Raw genomic sequence first — 20,189 nt, 5'->3', positions numbered from 1 at the left:
AGTCAGCAGCTGATATGGGCGACTTTCTGATCAGAAAATTGGCCACGGATGCGCTGAATAATTGTTTGCAATGCCTGCTGAATCAGCTGCAGTGAAGCGGGCTGACTCAATGCAGTGACTTGCTTTGCATTAGTTTGCACCGCTTTCTGCAAGCTTTCCAGCTCGCAAGCAACTTGCGCCAACGGCTTATCATCGACACTCACCGGAATCTCATATTCATTCTTGCCGCCATAGGCATGAAATAACAATGTTTCCAGCCCCACCACCAGCGCCAGAATATGGTCCCCCGTATAATCTGGGTCAAAAATCAATGCGATTGCTTCAGATTGCTGCGTACGCCGGATCGCATCAAACTTCCAGCTGGCTTTGCCATCAAACACCCACTCCGTCATTTCGCGCGCGCCTACCTGGGTACTTTTGGCAAGTTCTTCAGGATGTAGCTCGTACAGCGTTAGCATGAGTGCGCGCAAATCATCAGTGTGCTGACTCATCACCTGTTTTGCTGTTTGAGCCTGACTAGCCGGAACGGCCACCTGGTTTTTCTTTTTAGGTTGCGCTTGCGCTGCACCCGCCATCAAAGAGAGCATCACCAGTACACTTGCCCATTGAAATATCTTCCCCCAACCTATTCGATACTTGTGCCCCATACCCACCTTGCATCCACGATCAATCAACAATAAAAAAGCCCGAAAATATCCGGGCTTTAGATGCTATCGCGAAAATGAAGCAATTAGAATGGGATATCGTCATCAAAATCGTCAAAATTGCCTGCGGGTTTGCTGGTTGCAGGCTGGCTGAACGCATTACGGTTACCGCCAGCATTCGCGCTAGCTGCGGGTTGGCGAGCAGGCGCCTGATTGTAATTATCTGAGCCGCCGCTTTGATCCATGTCGCCGCCATCATAAGAGGTACTGCCACCTTCGCGGCCTGAACCCAGCATTTGCATCTGGTCAGCGACGATTTCAGTGGTGTAGCGGGTGACGCCGTCTTTTTCCCACTTGCGGGTTTGCAAACGACCTTCGATATAGACCGGACGGCCTTTTTTCAGGTATTCACCGGCGATCTCGGCCAGTTTGCGATAAATCACAATATTGTGCCATTCGGTTTTTTCCTGCTTGACGCCTGACTTGTCTTTCCAGTTTTCAGTCGTCGCAATACTGAAGTTGGCAACCGCTTCACCATTCGGCATAAAGCGCACTTCTGGGTCACGCCCCAGATTACCCACCAAAATAACTTTATTCACTGATGCCATGACGACTAGCTCCCTATCCTGTTCATAATTGCTTGCGACAATGCCGCCTGAAATTCTTTACTGCGCTGATTTTCTAACTTTACCATGAGCATGGTTTCCGATGGAATGGCCACTGCTTCATAGACACCTTCCATCGCACGCACATCTTGCGCTAACTGCGCGGCCTGGTCGTCATTATACCCTTGAATATGAAACATCTTAGTCTTCACGCTAGGCGGGGGTTGCATGCCAAATGCAAGCACCAGCCAAATCAACATGGCAATCGCGCAAATTAAGAATACGGCGCCGCCAGCATTGCTGCCAAAGTAATTGGATAAGCAGCCACCCATGGCCGCGCCTAAAAACATGCCGAAAGATTGCGCAGTATTATGCACGCCCATGGCAGTGCCTTTGGCGGCAACCGGCGCCATTTTGGAGATTAACGAGGGCAGGGTGGCCTCGAGGATATTGAACGCCAGGAAATAGCTGAACAGGGCGAGCACGATGCCGGTCAGCGAATTCAAGCTAAAAATAAAGGCGATTTGCGTGAACATCATCAAAGCGACAGCGCTGACAAACACCGGCTTTAATTTGGCTTTTTTTTCTGCATAAATAATCACCGGCACCATCAGTAGGAATGACACCAGCAAAACCGGCAGGTAGATTTTCCAGTGCAGGTTTTCATTAAGCCCGGTGCTGTGCTTGATGGCGAACGGCACCACCATAAACATAGCCATCTGTGCCCCGTGCAAACAGAAGGTGCCAAAATTCAAGCGCAGCAATTGCTTGTCTTTAAGGACTTCGCGCATTCTGGCAGGCACGGCTTGCGCATCGGAGTGTACATGCGCATTCACCGGTTGCGGCACGCCGAATTTCACTACCGCAATCGCGACAATCGATAACGCCGCCATCAGCCAGAACATGCCTGGCACACCGATATACTGGTTTAGCACCGGGCCCAGCACCAGCGAAACGGCAAACGTCAAGCCTATGGTGGCGCCTATCATAGCCATGGCTTGCGTGCGATGCTCTTCACGGGTGGAATCTGCTACCAATGCGGTGATCACGGCAGAAATCGCGCCGGCACCCTGGATAGCACGGCCAAAGATCACCATGTAGATATCAGTTGCAGTGGCAGCAAACAGACTGCCGATCGCAAACAATATCAGTCCGACATAAATCAGTTTTTTGCGACCAAAACGGTCAGAGGCGATGCCAAAAGGCAGCTGAAAGATCACCTGCATAAAGCCATAGGCACCCAGCGCCAAACCGATCAGGGTATGGTTGCTACCACCTTCGAGTTTTTCAGCGTAGATGGCAAAGATAGGCAGAATTAAAAACATGCCAAGCATGCGTAAGCCGTAGATGGAAGCGAGTGCGACGGTCGCACGGGTTTCCAGTCTGGTCATTTTTTCAGAGAACTGCATGGCAATAGTGATAAGAAACGTTGGCGCCGGAAGAAACTTTGGCTTAATTCAGAATAATTGCGTATATTATCAGGTTGGCTGTCAGTTCGTGAAAGTATCATGGAATTTATCAAAATTCGCGGGGCGCGCACCCACAATCTGAAGAACATCAATCTGGATATTCCGCGCAACCAGTTAGTGGTTGTCACTGGCCTCTCCGGCTCAGGGAAATCCTCACTTGCCTTCGATACCTTGTATGCTGAAGGGCAGCGCCGTTACGTCGAAAGCTTGTCTGCTTATGCCCGCCAGTTTCTGGCGCGTATGGACAAGCCGGATGTCGACCTGATCGAAGGCTTGTCGCCTGCGATTTCCATCGAGCAAAAATCCACTTCGCATAACCCGCGTTCGACCGTAGGCACCGTCACCGAAATCCATGATTACCTGCGCCTGCTGTTCGCGCGCGCCGGTGACCCGGAATGCCCTGACCACGGCATCAAACTGGAATCGCAAACCGTCAGCCAGATGGTGGACAGCATCCTCAAGCTGCCGGAAGACACCAAGCTGATGATACTGGCGCCGGTAGTGGCCAACCGCAAGGGCGAGCAGCTGGACCTATTCGATACGCTAAAAGCACAAGGCTTTGTGCGTCTGCGCATCGATGGCAAAGTCTATGAAATGGACGAGTTGCCCCAGTTGGCCAAAACTACCAAACACAGTGTGGATGTGGTGGTCGACCGCCTGAAAGTGCGCGAGGACATGAAGCAGCGCATTGCCGAATCACTGGAAACGGCGTTGCGGCTGGCGGATGGCAAAGTCATCGCCCAGGAAATGGATGACGAAAAAGAGCATTTATTCTCAGCCAAATTCTCCTGCCCGGTATGTGACTACTCACTGGCAGAGCTTGAGCCGCGCCTGTTCAGCTTTAACAACCCGATGGGTGCTTGCCCCAAGTGCGATGGCCTGGGTAACGTCACCTTTTTTGACCCGAAACGCGTGGTTGCATTTCCTCATTTATCTTTAGCCAGTGGCGCCATCAAAGGCTGGGATAAACGTAACCAGTTTTACTTCCAGATGCTCGCCAGTTTGAGCCAGCATTATGATTTTGACCTGGAAGCACCGTTCGAGAGCCTGAGCGAAGAAGTCCAGCAAACCCTGTTATTCGGTTCCGGGCGAGAGCAGGTGACATTCAAATACCTGAATGAACGCGGCACCTTCTTCAGCAAATCACATACTTTTGAAGGCATTATCAATAATCTTCAGCGCCGTTATCGCGAGAGTGATTCCAGCGCCGTGCGTGATGAATTGGCTAAATACATCAATGCCACCACCTGCCCGGAATGCGCCGGCACGCGCTTGCGTAAAGAAGCTCGTCACGTCAAAGTCGGTGACAAAAACATTCACCAGATTTGTGAAGTGCCGCTTAAACAGGCACTCAATTTCTTTGAAAGCCTGCACCTTAGCGGCCAGAAACTGGCCATTGCAGAAAAAATCGTCAAAGAGATCGAAAACCGTCTTAAATTCCTCACCAATGTCGGCCTGGATTATTTATCGCTTTCACGCTCGGCAGAAACCTTGTCCGGCGGTGAAGCGCAGCGTATCCGCCTCGCTTCACAAATCGGTAGCGGCCTGACGGGCGTGATGTACGTGCTGGATGAGCCTTCCATCGGCCTGCACCAGCGCGACAATGACCGCCTGCTCGAGACCCTCAAGCGCTTGCGTGACCTGGGTAATAGCGTGATTGTGGTCGAGCATGACCAGGACGCGATTTTACTGGCCGATTTTATTGTGGATATCGGGCCCGGCGCTGGTGAACATGGCGGCAATATTGTGTCGTTTGGCACCGCCGCCGAAATTCAAGCCGACCCGAATTCATTGACCGGGCAATATATCAGCGGCAAAAAACAGATCACCTTCAAATTACCGCGTACAGAGCCTGATCCGGCGCGCATGGTGAAACTGAATGGCACCACCGGCAACAACCTGAAAAATGTCAGTATCGAAATCCCGGTTGGCCTGCTGACTTGCGTTACCGGCGTCTCTGGTAGCGGTAAATCGACCCTGATCAACGATACACTTTACCGTGCCGTTGCCGCGCACTTATACGGCAGCACCACTGAACCAGCGCCTTACAAAGATATTGAAGGCATGGAGTTTTTTGACAAAGTGGTGGATGTAGACCAAAGCCCGATTGGCCGCACGCCGCGCTCCAACCCGGCGACCTATACCGGACTGTTTACGCCGATCCGGGATTTATTTGCCAGTGTCCCGGATAGCCGCGCGCGCGGCTATGGCCCAGGGCGCTACTCGTTCAACGTCAAAGGCGGCCGCTGTGAAGCCTGCCAGGGCGATGGCGTACTGCGCGTCGAAATGCATTTCTTGCCTGATGTGTATGTGCCGTGTGATGTATGTAAAGGCCACCGCTACAACCGCGAGACGCTGGAGATCCAGTTCAAGGGTAAAAATATCCGTGAAGTGCTGGAGATGACGGTAGAGCAAGCGCATGACTTCTTCAATGCGCAACCGGTGATTGCGCGCAAACTGAAAACGCTGCTGGACGTGGGCCTTGGTTATATCACGCTGGGGCAATCTGCTACTACGCTATCCGGTGGTGAAGCACAGCGCGTGAAACTGTCACTGGAGTTAAGCAAGCGCGACACAGGTCGCACCTTGTATATTCTGGACGAACCTACGACTGGCCTGCACTTTGCCGATATTCAGTTGTTGCTGGACGTGATTCATCGCTTGCGTGATGCGGGCAATACAGTGGTGATTATTGAACACAACCTGGATGTGATTAAAACGGCAGACTGGCTGATCGACATGGGGCCGGAAGGCGGCGATGGCGGCGGGATGGTAGTCGGTGTTGGTACACCGGAGACACTGGCAAAAAATACGGCCAGTTATACCGGCCGTTACCTCACACCCTTGTTAAAACATCTCGCTGTAAAGAGCTAAGGTCAACATGCAACCTTTAATGCGTACACATTGCAAATACGCGTACCACATACAATTAATCTGATACTCATTGTATGTGCATCAATTCGTGATTGATTGCTGAAACAGAGGCTTTAAGTCAGGGTACTTTTACCAATCGCATGCGCGCCTGAATGGTTGCGGCATGTCGGTTTAGAAAGCGCGTGCTGCGGTGTTTATCATAAAAGCGGGGGTTAGGGATCATGGCCGCCTGGCGCGCTGCTTCTGCGGGGCCCACTGCGCGGGCATTGGCATGGAAGTAATGCTTTGCCGCCGCTTCTGCACCAAACACCCCATCTCCCCATTCAATGACGTTCAGGTAAATCTCCAAAATACGCCGCTTGCTCATCAGGCTTTCCACCATAAAGGTGATGATGGCTTCCTGCGCTTTACGCCACGGCGTGCGGTGGCCGGACAAAAACAGGTTCTTTGCCAGTTGCTGGCTGATGGTTGAACCGCCGGCAACGATCTTGCCTTTTTTCAGATTCTTTTCAAACGCGGTTTCTATGCCGTTCCAGTCAAAGCCGCTGTGCTCAACAAACTTGCTGTCTTCGGCCGCAATGACTGCGCGTTTTAAATGTGTGCTGATGCGTGCATAAGCAACCCACTGCTGCTGCAATCTGGCGTTGGGGTTAGCCTCTTGCATCGCCTCCAACCGGGCTTCCATAAACGCGGTTGACTCAGGGTTGTGATCTACCCACCAAAGGATGTGTAGCAACACCCAGATCTGGTAAAGAAAAATCCACAACAACAGAATGCCGAAAAACAGTTTGATGGCGCGCTTCATGGGGTGGATGACGAATCGTGTTTAGTCATCAGGATGGGCGGAATGACTGAATGACGGGCGCAGTCTCGGGGCGCAACCCATGCCAGATGAAAAAAGCTTCGGCAGCCTGCTCCACCAGCATGCCCAGACCATCGGCCACTTGCGCACCGGCCGCATGGGCCTGCTGCATAAAGCGTGTTTCACGCCCATACATCATGTCGTAGGCCAGGCTGTGAGCATAAAAAATCGCATCACTGACAGGCAAGGCCTCGGCTTGCAAGCCGGCAGAAGTGGCGTTGATGACCACGTCATAACCTTCGGATAATTCAGCAAAGGTTTTCACTTCCAGGCTGACCTCGTGCAACTGTGCATCGGCCTCAAATCGATCGACCATCACTTGCGCCTTGTCCAGGCTGCGATTAGCCACTGTCAGCACCGCTGGTTGTTGTGCCAGTAGCGGCAATATCACGCCTTGTGCGGCACCACCTGCACCCAGCAACAATACTTTCTGACCATCAATCGTGCGCTGCCAATGTTTGAGAATATCATTGACCAGGCCGCAGCCATCCGTGTTATCGCCGCTGATGTGCTCACCCTGAAAACTCAAGGTATTGACTGCCCCTGCCGCGGTTGCGCGTTCTGAAAGCGCCTGGCTGACCTCAAATGCTTCAAACTTGAATGGCACGGTCACATTCACGCCCTGATAGCCCTCAAGTTGCAATTGTTTAATCGTTGCGACAAAGCCATCCAGGGGTGCCAGCAGTTTTTCGTAAGTCATTGTTTTGCCAAACTGCCGGGCAAATGCCTGATGTATCAAAGGCGATTTGCTGTGTTCGATTGGATGCCCAATCACTGCGAATTTTTCAGTGGTCATGTGTGTCTGTCAGTTGCGCGGTGCCAGTTAGTTAGTCCATGGCAATCCGGCGTGTTTCCAGCCGTTAATCAGCGTGCGCTGCTTATGCTCGTTGGCTTCACCTTCAAAGCCTTCCAGCATGTTGTAGGCTTTGCCGTAGCCTAACTGTTGTGCCAGCAAGGCTGCATTGTGGCTACGGCCACCGGTGCGGCACATGAACACAATGGTGCTTTCCTTATCGACCTGCGCCTGCAATTGCGCGCCGAAATCAGGGTTAGCCACCATACCCGGATAAAAAGCCCACTCGATATGCGTCGCTAAAGGCACGCGGCCCACCAGCTCCAACTCAGCGCGCGAGCGTACATCGACCAGCACCACTGACTGAACCTCGCTGATCAATTGATATGTTTCTTCTGGAGTAAGTGCTCCGGCGTAGGGCAGGTTATTTTGTGTACCGCGCGTTTGGGCACTGCCTAAAATATTTTCTACATTACTCAATGTAATACCTTTAATGTTGATATGACTTGATAAAATAGCGAGTATACCTTTGAAAGGTAGCGCAGGAACGCATGCACCACTTTTGTGCTTAATTTGTTGCAATGCACACAAATGGTGCTTGGCGTTTTTACTATTTTATGCAGGTTACGTGTAAACCACGTAAAATGCATATTTTTGGGTGGCATGCTTCCTGCTAATATTACACACTAAGATTTAGCGGGATTCAATGCTGAGCAGAATCCCAAATCATTATTTGTATTTGCCCACGTTCCGGGACATCCGCAACATGTCCCGTTTTTTGTGTGTGCAACTTAAAATTTAGACCTTGCTCACTGAGGAGAATGTAATGTCCGTTGCAAACGTAATGAAATTGGTTGCTGAGAATGACATCAAATTTGTCGATTTCCGTTTTACCGACACCAGAGGTAAAGAGCAGCACGTGACCGTGCCGGTTTCTCACTTCGACGAAGATAAATTTACTGAAGGTCATGCATTTGACGGCTCCTCCATCGCTGGATGGAAAGGTATTCAAGCGTCTGATATGCAATTGATGCCTGATGCAAACACTGCATTCATCGACCCGTTTTTTGACGAGCCAACCCTGGTTCTGACCTGTGACGTTGTTGACCCTACCGATGGTAAAGGTTACGACCGTGACCCGCGTAGCCTGGCTAAACGTGCAGAAGCCTACCTGAAATCCAGCGGCCTGGGTGACACTGCTTACTTTGGCCCAGAGCCAGAGTTCTTCATTTTTGACAGCGTACAATGGGATGCCACCATGGGTGGTAGCTTCGTTAAAATCAACTCCGAAGAAGCTGCCTGGTCATCAGGTGAAAAATTCGAAGGCGGCAACACTGGCCACCGTCCAGGCGTTAAAGGTGGTTACTTCCCAGTGCCACCAGTCGATTCATTGCATGACATCCGTTCTGCCATGGTATTGACGCTGGAAGAGCTGGGCGTGCCAGTTGAAGTGCACCACCATGAAGTGGCGACTGCTGGCCAATGTGAGATCGGTACTAAATTTGCAACGCTGACACAACGTGCTGACTGGACGCAAATCCTGAAATACGTAGTGACCAACACAGCACATGCTTACGGTAAAACAGCCACGTTTATGCCTAAACCAATGTTTGGCGATAACGGTTCTGGTATGCACGTGCACCAATCCGTATGGAAAGATGGCAAAAACCTGTTTGCCGGTAATGGCTATGCTGGTTTGAGCGATTTCGCCCTGTACTACATCGGCGGTATCATCAAGCATGCGCGCGCATTGAACGCGATCACCAACCCAGGTACTAACTCATACAAGCGCCTGGTGCCACATTACGAAGCACCAGTAAAACTGGCTTACTCTGCTAAGAACCGTTCTGCAGCTATCCGCATTCCATTTGTGCATTCAGATAAAGCACGCCGTGTTGAAGCGCGTTTCCCTGACCCGATCGCTAACCCATACCTGGCGTTTTCAGCCTTGTTGATGGCCGGCCTTGATGGCGTTCAGAACAAGATTCACCCAGGTGAACCAGCGACTAAAGACTTGTACCATCTGCCTCCAGAGGAAGATGCACTGATCCCAACCGTATGTTCATCACTGGAACAAGCGCTTGAGTATCTGGACAAAGACCGTGAATTCCTGACACGCGGTGGCGTTTTCACTGATGACTGGATCGATTCTTACATTGCATTGAAAATGGAAGAAGTCACGAAACTGCGTCAGACACCACACCCGGTCGAGTTCGGTCTGTATTACTCATGCTAAATCACTCCTGCTAATCGCAAGAGCACGCACCAAAACAGGGCAGCTTCGGCTGCCCTGTTTTTTTATTGCCCTTGGCAGCGTCAACCGGTTTAATTTTTGCGTCGTTGATAAGCATCACAATCTACTCTAAACTGTTGCCATGAAAAGACTTTTTTACTTTATTGCCACGCTGCTGGCTGCCAGCCCAAGTCTTGCGGATATTTATAAATATACCGACAGCAACGGTGTCACAACCTATACCAACATCCGGCCAGATGGAAAACAAAAACCCGAATTAGTCATTAGCGGACCCCGGGAAACCGAAGCGCCGCCTGTTGCCCGGGAAAAAAAGCCAGCCGCGAAAACGCCTACGCCAAACAACTTTCCCAAGGTGGATAACCAGGTACAAACGCAACGCGACATGAAGCGCCGTGAAATATTGCTAGCTGAATTAGATCAAGAAAAACAAGCACTTGAGAACGCCAAAGTACTTTATGAAGAAGCTAAAAATACACCTGAAGTGTATAGAGGCGCCAACGGAAAAACCTTCAGGAATGTCGCCAAATATGAAGAGAAACTGCACATTATCGAGGCCGAAATCCAGGCGCATGAACGGAATATCGCGCTATTAAACAAAGAGCTGAATCAGTAAATGCACCATTTTGGGAATTTTTAATTGAGAATGAGACAAATCATATAGAATTGGCTTGGCTTTTGCTTTAAAACAGGGCGTCATCACTTATTTTAACAAGCTAAGGATATGGTTCAGATATCTCCTCATGGGTTTAACGGTTTAGAGCATATTGCCACTGCGGTCATTTTGCTCAATAACCAGCTCGAAGTGACTTATGCCAATTCCAGCGCAGAGATTCTGTTCGCCTTTAGCGCCAATCAAATCCAGGGCCTGCACATACACGATGTATTCGTAAATTGCGAAATCCTGCAAATGGCGGTCACCAACGCGATCCAGACTCAGGGCCCTTTCCGCGAACATGAATTCACCTTAACCACCCAGCGCGGACATACCACCGCGGTCACTTGCACGGTGACGCCGATTTCAACCAGCATCAACCAGACCTCTGAAGATATGCTGATCCTGGAGTTTGTCCAAATGGATCAGCAATTGCGTATCGCCAGGGAAGAGCGCATGCTGATCCAGCAACAGGCCAATTCTGAATTATTACGTAATCTGGCTCACGAGATTCGCAACCCTTTAGGTGGCCTGCGCGGCGCGGCACAGTTGCTGGAATTTGAATTGCCGCAACCCAGCCTGAAAGAATACACCCAGGTCATTATTAAAGAGGCCGACCGTCTGCATAGCCTGATGGACCGCTTGCTGGTGCCGCATCGTGTGCCCAAATATGAACCGACCAATATTCATGAAGTGCTGGAGCGCGTACGCAGTTTGTTGCTGGCGGAATCGCCTAACAATATTCGTGTGATACGCGACTATGACACCAGCTTGCCTGAGCTGATTGGTGACCGCGAAAAACTGATACAGGCAGTACTCAATATCGCGCGCAACGCAGCGCAAGCCATGCAACAGAACCATACCAAAGATGCCAGCATCACCTTCCGCACACGTGCCGAACGCCAGATCACCCTGGCGAGAAAACGTTACCGGGTCGGCATCCATCTGGAAATTATTGATAATGGGCCCGGCATTCCGTCCGATATTAAAGAACGCATTTTTTACCCGCTGGTCTCCGGCCGCGAAGGCGGCACCGGCCTGGGCCTGGCGCTGGCGCAAACATTCATCACCCAGCATCACGGCATGATCGATTGTGACTCCCAACCGGGTAAAACCATTTTCCATATTTTGTTGCCTATTGAAAGCACGCTATTTAAATCATAACCATGAGATTTTTGCCGAGAAAATGGACAACGCGCTTTCAGCATCTGCCTCAGCCTAACATTCACCAAACAGCAATAATTCAAAGAGAAATGCCATGAAGCCAATCTGGATCTTAGATGACGATAAATCAATCCGCTGGGTGTTTGAAAAAGCCCTCGCCCGCACCGATTTTGAATTTAAAACCTTCTCATCACCTGCTGAGGCGCTGAATGCCCTCAACCGTGAGCAGCCACAGGTCATCGTCAGTGATATCCGCATGCCCAATGGCTCAGGGCTGGATTTTTTATCCGAAGTAAAACAGCACTATCCTGAAATCCCTGTCATTATCATGACGGCATATTCCGACCTGGAAAGTGCCGTCGCGGCGTTCCAGGGCGGCGCATTCGAGTATCTGGCTAAACCTTTTGACGTCGACCAGGCGATAGAAATCATCAAACGTGCGGTTGATGAAAGCATGCGCCAGGCGGTGGAAAAAGTGGAAGATAACGAACCCACGCCGGAAATTATCGGCCAGGCCCCCGCCATGCAAGAAGTTTTCCGCGCCATTGGCCGCCTGAGCCGTTCGCACTCAACTGTGTTGATTAACGGTGAATCCGGCAGTGGTAAAGAACTGGTCGCCAGCGCCTTGCACAGGCATAGCCCGCGTGCTGACAAACCGTTTATTGCGATCAACACCGCCGCCATTCCTAAAGACTTACTGGAATCAGAACTGTTCGGTCATGAACGTGGCGCATTTACCGGTGCCGCAGCCGCCAGGAGAGGGCGTTTTGAGCAAGCAGATACTGGCACCCTGTTTCTGGATGAGATCGGCGATATGCCAGCAGACTTGCAAACCAGGCTGTTACGCGTGCTTTCGGATGGCCAGTTTTATCGTGTGGGCGGCCACCAGCCAATCAAGGTCAATGTGCGTGTGATTGCCGCGACGCACCAGGACCTGGAAGAGCGCGTTAAACAGGGTCTGTTCCGGGAGGACCTGTTCCATCGCCTGAACGTCATTCGCCTGCGCTTACCCCCTTTACGTGAACGTAGAGAGGATATTCCTTTCCTGACCAAGCACTTCCTGTCACACAGCGCCCAGCAACTAGGCGTTGAGCCGAAACAGCTTTCTCCTGCAGCACTAAAATATCTGATGTCGGTGAACTGGAGCGGCAACGTCCGCCAACTTGAAAACGTCTGTCACTGGCTAACAGTGATGGCACCGGGCCAAAATGTAGACGTCAACGATTTACCACCGGAATTAAAAGAAGATTCGAGCAAACACAGCAGCGGCGGCTCCTGGCAAGAAGCCCTGGCACAAGAAGTCACCGATGCGCTCAACCGTGGCGAAACCAATATCCTGGATGCAAAAACCAAAGAATTTGAGCGTATTTTAATCACCCGCGCCTTGACGCATACCGATGGGCGCCGTATCGAAGCGGCTAATCAATTAGGCATGGGTCGCAATACGCTTACCCGCAAAATCCAGGAGTTAGGGATTGATGATTGATAGTTAAACATTGATTTTGGGGCGTAGCCAGATGAGAAATACGCAAGCTTCTATAAAAAGATATCGCTGACAAAAACCTTTGTGAAAGACGAGCGCCCCTTTGACAGTCGCTTAATTGATTACACATTTCAATAGATAAAAAAACGGCAACCGAAGTTGCCGTTTTTTACTGATTCTAACTTAAGCAGAACAATCTGCAGTTAAACTAGAAGAACAGAATCGCGCCCAGAGAAACTGTTTTAGCATTAGCTTCAGCTGTTGTTGCACGGTTGTCATACTCACGCTCTGATTTAGAGAATTCTGCAACCAAATTCAGGTGCTTGGTCAGTGGGTGATAAGCACCAACTGTCCACAAGCTGTCTTTGATTTCATCCAAAGCTACATCAGCAGAGTTGCCTTCAAGTTTAGATTTACCATAGCTCAGGCCCAATTTAGTGCCTACGCCTGGCAATGTGTATGTACCTTGAACGTAGTAACCATCTGAGTCACGACGATTGCCAGCAGCATCTAAACCACCTGCATATTGGAAAGTTTGACCGATACCTTTACCGTTGTAGTAGTAACCAGTCAAGCCAAAACCAGCCAGGTTAACTGTTGTACCCAAGTCCCATGCATAGGCTCTTTCTTTGCCACCTGCACCAGTAACACCTGAGATATTTTGGCTAATTGCAGACGCCCAAACTTTACCTGCAACATCACCTGTCCACTCGTAAGATGCTTTACCTTCGTAACCAGTACCGGCACCTGCACGGTCTGTTGAAGTAGCGCCCAGAGCTGCTGTAGGAATACCAGTGTTAGTTGCATTCCAGCCTTGTGTAATACCAGCTGTGAATTGGAAACCGTTCCAGTTTGGTGAGGTATAAGCAATTTGAGATTTCCAGTCAGCGTAGATATAGCCTGCGCCGATACGACCCAAAGTTGTTGTGTTGCCTGCTAATGAACCTGCGCCAGCACCAACGCCCAACAATGTCATGTCGTTCAAGATAGCATCAGAAGCAAAGATACCCAGATCTTTACCAACTTTCACAGAACCCCATGAAGCATCACCGAATGTCAAGAATGCCTGACGGTTTTCGTTACGGCCACCACCATCTGAATCACGTTGAATACCAGAGTTGGTTGATGATGAACCTGGGTTGATGCTGATTGTGAAGCCAACATCCAGATCGTTTTGGCGAGTTTTACCAGAAACGCTCAGGTAGTTTGGTAACAAACCAGTTGTAATATTGCTTTGTGAACTACCATTACCATCGCCTAAACCCAAAGCAGCTGTACCAGCAGCGCCATCACCACCAAATTTTGTGTTTGTGTAGTAAGCGTTAACCACACCGCCGATGTCCAGTGTCCAGTCACCAGCTGGGATAACGATACCAGCTTGAGCGCCAGTAGCTGCAGCGAACAGAGCTGCTGCAACTGCAACGTTTAATTTTGTATTCATACGAATCTCCAAAAATGTTGTTTTTACAACTTGTGTAAGGATATTGCTTTTGGCCGGATGATTTAAAAACACCCTGACCTCCAGTAACTCCCTCGGAATCTGCCATGCATTTCCAAGAAGGTCAGTGCAATTTTTGCAAAATGCGCCTGTTTGGCGCAAGTGAATACGTCAAATTGCTTACTCCAAGTTGAGATTGTTGCAGATTTGCAACAAATTCGCGTCATAAGTTGAATGGATTTTTTAAACAGTGTGTATGCTCACTCAAACTTTCGTACTGCCTTTATGAATTGGTTTCTGCTAGCATACTGGTGGCTTCCGATTTTCTGGATGCCATAGTCATATTCAATAACTATAAATATATATACAATCCTTAATAAATATATATAGAGGCCGCTCATGATTTCCGATATTCAGTTATGTAGTCGATTTATAGATACATTAGACTGGATTTGCCAGGTGTTGGTCAGACACGCTGATGACTTTAATATCGCTCTGGTTAAAATCGCCTATGGCGATGACAATAGCCTGGGGGAAGCTTACGGTGCGCCGGAGGCGCTACGTCAACTTTCATCGTTGACACATGACTTGCAAAACTCTTTCAGGAAGTCTGACCTGGTTGGCCGTGAGGGCACCGATTTCTGGATACTGTTTCCGTATACCCGCGTCACAGACAATGTGTATGACAAACTGATGGATGTATTGCAGGGGTCTGCGCATCACAACCTGAATATTGTGGAACGCGAAATCGCGATTTTTGAATTACCGGTGATTTATCAGAAAGCCGCCGTCAAGCCTGAAGATGGGCTCGCTCTATTGCATTACGCAAAAGCCAACCAGGCAGAATTAGCCAGCCATATTTTCCGCCTGGCGAATGCCACGGCCTAAATCGCGCACAACCTCACTAGCGTGATTGTTGCAGCGTTTTAAGTAATGTCCGCACCGGAGTAGGCAAGGCTGCTGCAATCGCATCTGCAAGTGGCAACCATTGCAGATGCGGCGGCAACGCTGGCCGCTTGCCAGTGAGTTGTAGTGGCTGCGGTGTGATTTCCAGCTTAAAGTGCGTAAAGGTATGCCATAACACCGGCAAATCTTCCAGCGATTCTGTCTGCATGCCATACCTTTCCTGAGTCTGCTGCACAGAAATCTGCTCTGGTGTACATTCAGGGAAGCTCCATAACCCACCCCAAACCCCCTTGTCAGGCCGCTTCTCTAACAATATCTCTCCGGCATCCATAATCATCAGCATGGTCGTCTGCCTTTCGGGGATGGCCTTACGCGGCTTGGCAGCGGGCAGTTGCGCGACGCGCTGTTGCTGGAAAGCCTGGCACTGGTCCTGCATCGGGCAATCGTGACAGCGCGGTTTGCTGCGGGTACATAAAGTAGCACCAAAATCCATCAGCCCCTGGATATACGCTGGCAGATTGTTTGCGGGCAACAAGCTTTCCGCCAGGTTCCATAACCGTTTTTCAATCAGTGGCAGCCCTGGCCAGCCTTCAATGGCATGTAGTCGTGCCAGTACGCGCTTCACATTCCCATCCAGAATCGTCTGAGGTAGCTGAAAAGAGAATACCGAGATGGCGGCAGCGGTGGAGCGCCCGATGCCTTTCAGGCTTTGGATCTGGGAGAAATCTTGCGGAAACACGCCACCATGCTCACGCACAATGGTTTGGGCTGCATGGTGCAGATTGCGGGCGCGGGAGTAATAGCCTAGCCCGCTCCAGTGCTGCATGACGTCATCCTGTGAGGCTTCAGCCAAACTGGCAATGGTAGGAAAGCGTGCCATAAAGCGGCCATAGTAGCCGATCACCGCACTGACCTGGGTTTGCTGCAACATGATCTCAGAGACCCAAACTGCGTACGGGTCACGTGTTTGCTGCCACGGCAAATCGTGCCTGCCGTGCACTTGTTGCCAGGCGATCAGTTTTTCTGCAAAAGCACTCACGTTAGAAATTGAGCAGCTTTTTCAAAGCCTTTTGTTTTAATTTGTCCGCAGGCTTTTCTTCTGCGGGTTTGGCTTCTTCATTCGTTTTTTCGGATTCGGATTTTGCAGCATCGCCCTCAGCATTTTTTGAAGAAGACTTACCGTTTAACAGGCCTTTCAAAGCGTCTGCCTTATTTTCACCACCGATCAGAGATTTCACCGCACCGGCCTTGTCACCACCCAGTTTGTCCGTCAATGCATCCAGTGCGGCAGATTTGGCTAGCGCCTGACCCAGGGCGGCCATATCTATGCCAAACTTGGGCGCAGCAAATGTACCGGTGACTTTGATGGGCACGCTAATCCCGGCTAGCTGCTCGGCGTCTTTACCGCCTTGCCCTTTAAGCGTATTGACCAATGCAGGTTTGGCCAGGTAGTTGATTTGTTCTTTGCCGATATCAATGTCGCCCTTGCTCTCACCTTTAGGCAGGCGGAAAATCGGCGCTTTCATCGCCAGATCTTCATTGCGGGCAACACCATTCTTGATATTAAAGGTCGCAGTCAGCTCACTGAAATCCGTTTTTTTGCTTTGGTCTGCCTCAGCGCTGGATTGTCCTTTTAACAGGTTCAGCTTACCTTTAGCATCGCGTATCGTTCCCGCCAGATCAAACCCTTTGACGGCGCCATCGGCCATACGTAAATCAACCGAGCCGCCCAGTGACTTTTTTAGCGCAGTCACCGTATTACCTTGTGCAGTGATATCCAGAGTGACATTGCCGGTGCCGGAAAGCATGTCGTTATTAATGGTATCCACCAGCAAAGGGCCCACTGCGATATTTTGCAGGGTTTGCTTAATGGCAATGGCAGGGGCGGCACGGGCATCCACCTTTATCGCGCCGCGCACAGTGCCTTGGTAGACATCCACATTCAGTGGATCCAGACTCGCCAAGCCATCTTGCGCTTTCAGGCCGATATTCAAGTTTTTGGCTTCGGTTTTGCCATACTTTAACCAACCGATACGGATGTTACCCTGCGCATTCAGCGCTTTTAACGCTGACAAATCCAACGGTTGCTCTTCATTAGCCGCTGTTTTAGCAGCAGGTTTAGGTTCAGCCGTAGCGGCAGTTTGTGGTTGCTGCGGTAAATACCGGTTCAGATCCAGCTTGTCGATATTTAAATCAAAGGTATACAGCGGCTTGTTAAATTGGCTGATGCCAACATTGCCGTGGATACGCGAGTCGTCCAGTTTGACATCCAGTCCTTGTAACGCCAGCTTTTGCCCGTCGGCTTTAATACCTACATTTAACCCGGTCAGCGTATATGGGCTATATAAGATCTTGCCGATATTGATGCTGCCATCAAGGAATAGTGTTTTTAAGGCGCTAAGATCAGCAGCTTTGGCCGGTTTTGTGTCTGCTTTGGCTGTGCTGGTCGTGGCAGGTGCACTCTTTTTGGTATTGGTGTTTCCAAGCAAGGCATTCAGGTTCAAGGTATCCGCATGCACTTTAAAACCGATATGCGGTGTTTTAAACCCGGCCACGCTCACATCGCCGTTCAAGCGGGTTTCTGCCAGGTTTAAATCAAAACTGGTTTTTACTTTCTCCTGCTTGACGTCAGCATTAGCAGAAAGCTTGAACTGGCCTTGCATGGCGCCGTTCGGCAATGCCGGGTCTTTGATATCAAACTTACCCGCCAGCGCTGGCACATCAAACACCATCTCAGCCAGGTTCGCTTTCACCGGCGATTCAAAGTGGCCATCTACCTTACGAGCGCCGGCATTGACTTTCACATCGGCAGTGATGCCTTTGCTTTCAACCGCCTGCTGATTGCCTTTCAGTTCAGCCAGCACCACTTCCAGATTGATGTCGCCTTGTGCATCCTGTTGTTTCAGCGCTAATAAAACCTTCTCGCTGGAGATCTGCTTGGGGTTTACCAATAGCGCAGGGGCCTGCAAACTGACATCACGCTTGGCGCCATTAAAATCACCCTGCATGGCCAGTTTCAAACCAGAGATATTCAGCGCTGTCTGCGCGACATCAATATCCACTGCACCCAGTGCGGTGACATTCACATCCTTGCCGTCCAGCAACGCGCCTTTGATACTGGCGTCCAGGCCCTTCACTACAAAATGTTTGGCCTCAGGATCTACCATCACATTGGCTTTGAGTTTGGCCAGTGCATCCACCACCGGTTGATTCGCCACCAAATGGAAATCGGCAGCCAGGTCAAACGGCGTTTTCAGCGCGACTTGTCCGGTGGTCAGATTAAACTGGTCTACGCTATATTTCGCACCGCTGGCCTCGTTGATAAAACTGGCCTGGGTGTTGGTGATTTTCACGCCCTGCACATCAAAATTAATCTGCTGTGATTCTTCCTCTTCCTTGCTCAGCAAGTCGTCAAAGTTGAAACTGCCATCCGCATGCTGGATCACATTCACCTGCGCACCATCCAGGTAAACAGTATCGACGACGATTTCTTTTTTCAGCAATGGCAGCACAGCCAGCGCCACTTTAGCACCTTTGATAGCGGCAAACTGTTTATCTGACTGATGCTCGGACAAAGTGATTTCACCTAGGTCAGCACCGATCTTGGGCCAGAAACTCAGCTTGATATCGCCTTTGATATCCAGCGTGCGTTGCTTTTTGTCTTTCACCAACTGGATGACGGTCGACTTGTAATCGTTAGGATCAAAAGTCACGGCCAGGTAAACAACCAACAGCAAGACCAAGCCGATAATAGCGGCCACTGCGTAGAGGATTTTTTTCAGAAGTGTACTTTTCATGCATTACACCTTTAAGTGAAGACCGGACAAATTAATGCGCAAAAAACAGCAAAATCAGGATGCCAAACACAATGCGGTACCAGGCAAACACAGCAAAAGAATGCTGGCTGACAAACTTGATCAACGCCCGTATGACCACCAGCGCAGATAAAAATGCCGTGACAAAGCCAACCAGGAAAATAAATGCATCATCCAGAGAAAGTAAATCACGCGCCTTGAGCAGATCGTAGCCAGTCGCCGCAAACATGATAGGCAGCGCCAGAAAGAAAGAAAACTCAGTGGCCGTTTGCCGGCCCAGACCAAAACACATACCGCCAAGAATAGTTGCACCAGAGCGAGAGACACCCGGGATCAGCGCCAATGCCTGGGCAAAACCGATCTGCAAAGCCTGCTTGGCACTGATATCGTCGATATCCTGCACCTTGCCAGCCGGAACAAATTTCTCGATCAGTAAAATCAGCACGCCACCCACAATCAAGGCAATACCAACGGTGAAAGATGAAAACAGGAATTCTTTGATTTGGTGATGAAACGCCAGGCCAAGGATAGCGGCAGGCAGGAAAGCGATAAACAGGTTGCGCACCAGGTGTTGCGCATTGGGGTCGGTTTGTATGCGCTGCACCGTATGCACCAGCCGGTGCCTGAACTCAACGCAGACAGCCAGTACCGCGCCCAGCTGGATCATGATTTCAAACACATCACGTTTATTTTTATCCAGAAAATTCAGCCATTCACCTGCAATAATCAAATGTCCGGTGCTACTAACGGGTATAAATTCGGTCGCGCCTTCGACCAGGCCCATGATGATGGCCTTCAGCATTAAGTAAATATCCATGGCTGTATTCTAGCAGACACTGGAAACTAGATTCGCCATGTTAGTGAAATTTGAGGTATTTGCAGCAGGGGGTGGGGGTGTTGTTTGTGGGCTATAGCCGTTGATGGGATTAGTCGCTACTGGGAATAGCAAAGATTTTTTATACTTTGCTTTTCGCCTCTAGGCGAGTTACTTTTCTTTGCTTGCACAAAGAAAACGTAACCAAAAGAAATGCACCCTAGCTTCCGCTTATTCCCTGCGTTGCTCATCAACGTGGGCGTCCAACGAAACTCGCCCTGACAAGCCACACACGCCGTGGCTTGTTGCGGAACTCGAACAGCCGCTGGCCGACAACTCCCACGCTGACTGCGCTACTCAGCGCGTCAGATAGGGGCCCGTTGAAAAACACTACGCGGTTACTTACGTGAGGCTTC

At 50.2% G+C, this 20,189-nt stretch carries 16 protein-coding genes; 6 read left to right on the top strand and 10 right to left on the bottom strand.

What is annotated here, in order from left to right; translation table 11 throughout:
* Positions 1 to 2: 2 nt before the first annotated feature.
* The 3 genes from ACTS9Y_RS06840 to ACTS9Y_RS06830 form a co-directional block, all read right to left on the bottom strand.
* Positions 3 to 587, bottom strand: coding sequence for a hypothetical protein (locus ACTS9Y_RS06840; RefSeq protein ID WP_442586915.1), 585 nt, complete (start codon positions 585 to 587; stop codon positions 3 to 5).
* A 143-nt stretch (positions 588 to 730) separates the two neighbouring features.
* On the bottom strand, positions 731 to 1,252 hold the full coding sequence (ssb, locus tag ACTS9Y_RS06835; RefSeq protein ID WP_442585216.1) for a single-stranded DNA-binding protein: 522 nt from the start codon (positions 1,250 to 1,252) through the stop codon (positions 731 to 733).
* 5 nt (positions 1,253 to 1,257) lie between these two features.
* Positions 1,258 to 2,658: an MFS transporter gene (locus tag ACTS9Y_RS06830; protein WP_442585215.1), complete on the bottom strand. Its 1,401-nt coding sequence runs from the start codon at positions 2,656 to 2,658 to the stop codon at positions 1,258 to 1,260.
* 99 nt (positions 2,659 to 2,757) lie between these two features.
* Between ACTS9Y_RS06830 and uvrA the strand changes: the two genes are divergently transcribed.
* Positions 2,758 to 5,592, top strand: a complete 2,835-nt coding sequence (uvrA, locus tag ACTS9Y_RS06825; RefSeq protein WP_442585214.1) for an excinuclease ABC subunit UvrA — start codon at positions 2,758 to 2,760, stop codon at positions 5,590 to 5,592.
* 118 nt (positions 5,593 to 5,710) lie between these two features.
* Here uvrA and mtgA read toward each other — a convergent pair whose 3' ends face one another.
* The 3 genes from mtgA to ACTS9Y_RS06810 are packed head-to-tail and all read right to left on the bottom strand — an operon-like array spanning position 5,711 to position 7,727.
* Positions 5,711 to 6,397 carry a monofunctional biosynthetic peptidoglycan transglycosylase gene (mtgA, locus tag ACTS9Y_RS06820; RefSeq protein ID WP_442585213.1) on the bottom strand — a complete coding sequence of 229 codons (687 nt, stop codon included), beginning with the start codon at positions 6,395 to 6,397 and terminating at the stop codon, positions 5,711 to 5,713.
* 28 nt (positions 6,398 to 6,425) lie between these two features.
* The gene (gene aroE / locus ACTS9Y_RS06815; RefSeq protein ID WP_442585212.1) at positions 6,426 to 7,250 is read right to left on the bottom strand and encodes a shikimate dehydrogenase; all 825 of its coding nucleotides are present in this window, start codon (positions 7,248 to 7,250) and stop codon (positions 6,426 to 6,428) included.
* Between the two features lie 27 nt (positions 7,251 to 7,277).
* On the bottom strand, positions 7,278 to 7,727 hold the full coding sequence (locus ACTS9Y_RS06810; RefSeq protein ID WP_442585211.1) for a rhodanese-like domain-containing protein: 450 nt from the start codon (positions 7,725 to 7,727) through the stop codon (positions 7,278 to 7,280).
* A gap of 346 nt (positions 7,728 to 8,073) precedes the next feature.
* Here ACTS9Y_RS06810 and glnA point away from each other — a divergent pair, with 346 nt between their 5' ends.
* The 4 genes from glnA (at position 8,074) to ntrC (ending at position 12,803) form a co-directional block, all read left to right on the top strand.
* Positions 8,074 to 9,483 (top strand): type I glutamate--ammonia ligase, encoded by a 1,410-nt coding sequence (gene glnA / locus ACTS9Y_RS06805; protein WP_442585210.1) that lies wholly within the window; start codon positions 8,074 to 8,076, stop codon positions 9,481 to 9,483.
* Between the two features lie 139 nt (positions 9,484 to 9,622).
* A complete protein-coding gene (locus ACTS9Y_RS06800; RefSeq protein ID WP_442585209.1) occupies positions 9,623 to 10,114 on the top strand; it encodes a DUF4124 domain-containing protein in 492 nt (163 codons plus the stop codon).
* A 108-nt stretch (positions 10,115 to 10,222) separates the two neighbouring features.
* Positions 10,223 to 11,317: a nitrogen regulation protein NR(II) gene (gene glnL, locus ACTS9Y_RS06795; protein ID WP_442585208.1), complete on the top strand. Its 1,095-nt coding sequence runs from the start codon at positions 10,223 to 10,225 to the stop codon at positions 11,315 to 11,317.
* Positions 11,318 to 11,411: 94 nt separating this feature from the next.
* Positions 11,412 to 12,803, top strand: coding sequence for a nitrogen regulation protein NR(I) (gene ntrC / locus ACTS9Y_RS06790; RefSeq protein ID WP_442585207.1), 1,392 nt, complete (start codon positions 11,412 to 11,414; stop codon positions 12,801 to 12,803).
* 205 nt (positions 12,804 to 13,008) lie between these two features.
* Here ntrC and ACTS9Y_RS06785 read toward each other — a convergent pair whose 3' ends face one another.
* Entirely contained in the window at positions 13,009 to 14,241 is a 1,233-nt protein-coding gene (locus ACTS9Y_RS06785) for a porin (protein WP_442586914.1), read from the bottom strand.
* 396 nt (positions 14,242 to 14,637) lie between these two features.
* On the opposite strand from ACTS9Y_RS06785, the gene ACTS9Y_RS06780 reads away from it, so the two are divergent.
* Entirely contained in the window at positions 14,638 to 15,126 is a 489-nt protein-coding gene (locus ACTS9Y_RS06780) for a hypothetical protein (RefSeq protein WP_442585206.1), read from the top strand.
* Positions 15,127 to 15,142: 16 nt separating this feature from the next.
* Here the strand turns inward: ACTS9Y_RS06780 and mutY are convergent, their stop codons facing one another.
* From mutY to ACTS9Y_RS06765, 3 genes are read right to left on the bottom strand one after another with little or no spacing between them, the layout of a single operon-like run.
* Positions 15,143 to 16,183, bottom strand: coding sequence for an A/G-specific adenine glycosylase (gene mutY, locus ACTS9Y_RS06775; RefSeq protein WP_442585205.1), 1,041 nt, complete (start codon positions 16,181 to 16,183; stop codon positions 15,143 to 15,145).
* Between the two features lies 1 nt (position 16,184).
* The gene (locus tag ACTS9Y_RS06770; RefSeq protein WP_442585204.1) at positions 16,185 to 18,941 is read right to left on the bottom strand and encodes an AsmA family protein; all 2,757 of its coding nucleotides are present in this window, start codon (positions 18,939 to 18,941) and stop codon (positions 16,185 to 16,187) included.
* 31 nt (positions 18,942 to 18,972) lie between these two features.
* Entirely contained in the window at positions 18,973 to 19,776 is an 804-nt protein-coding gene (locus ACTS9Y_RS06765; RefSeq protein ID WP_442585203.1) for an undecaprenyl-diphosphate phosphatase, read from the bottom strand.
* Between the last annotated feature and the right edge of the window lie 413 nt (positions 19,777 to 20,189).

Source organism: Methylophilus sp. (assembly GCF_052173275.1).
In the GTDB taxonomy this organism is placed as follows: Bacteria; Pseudomonadota; Gammaproteobacteria; order Burkholderiales; family Methylophilaceae; genus Methylophilus.
This window is presented reverse-complemented; position numbering and strand designations above follow the sequence as displayed.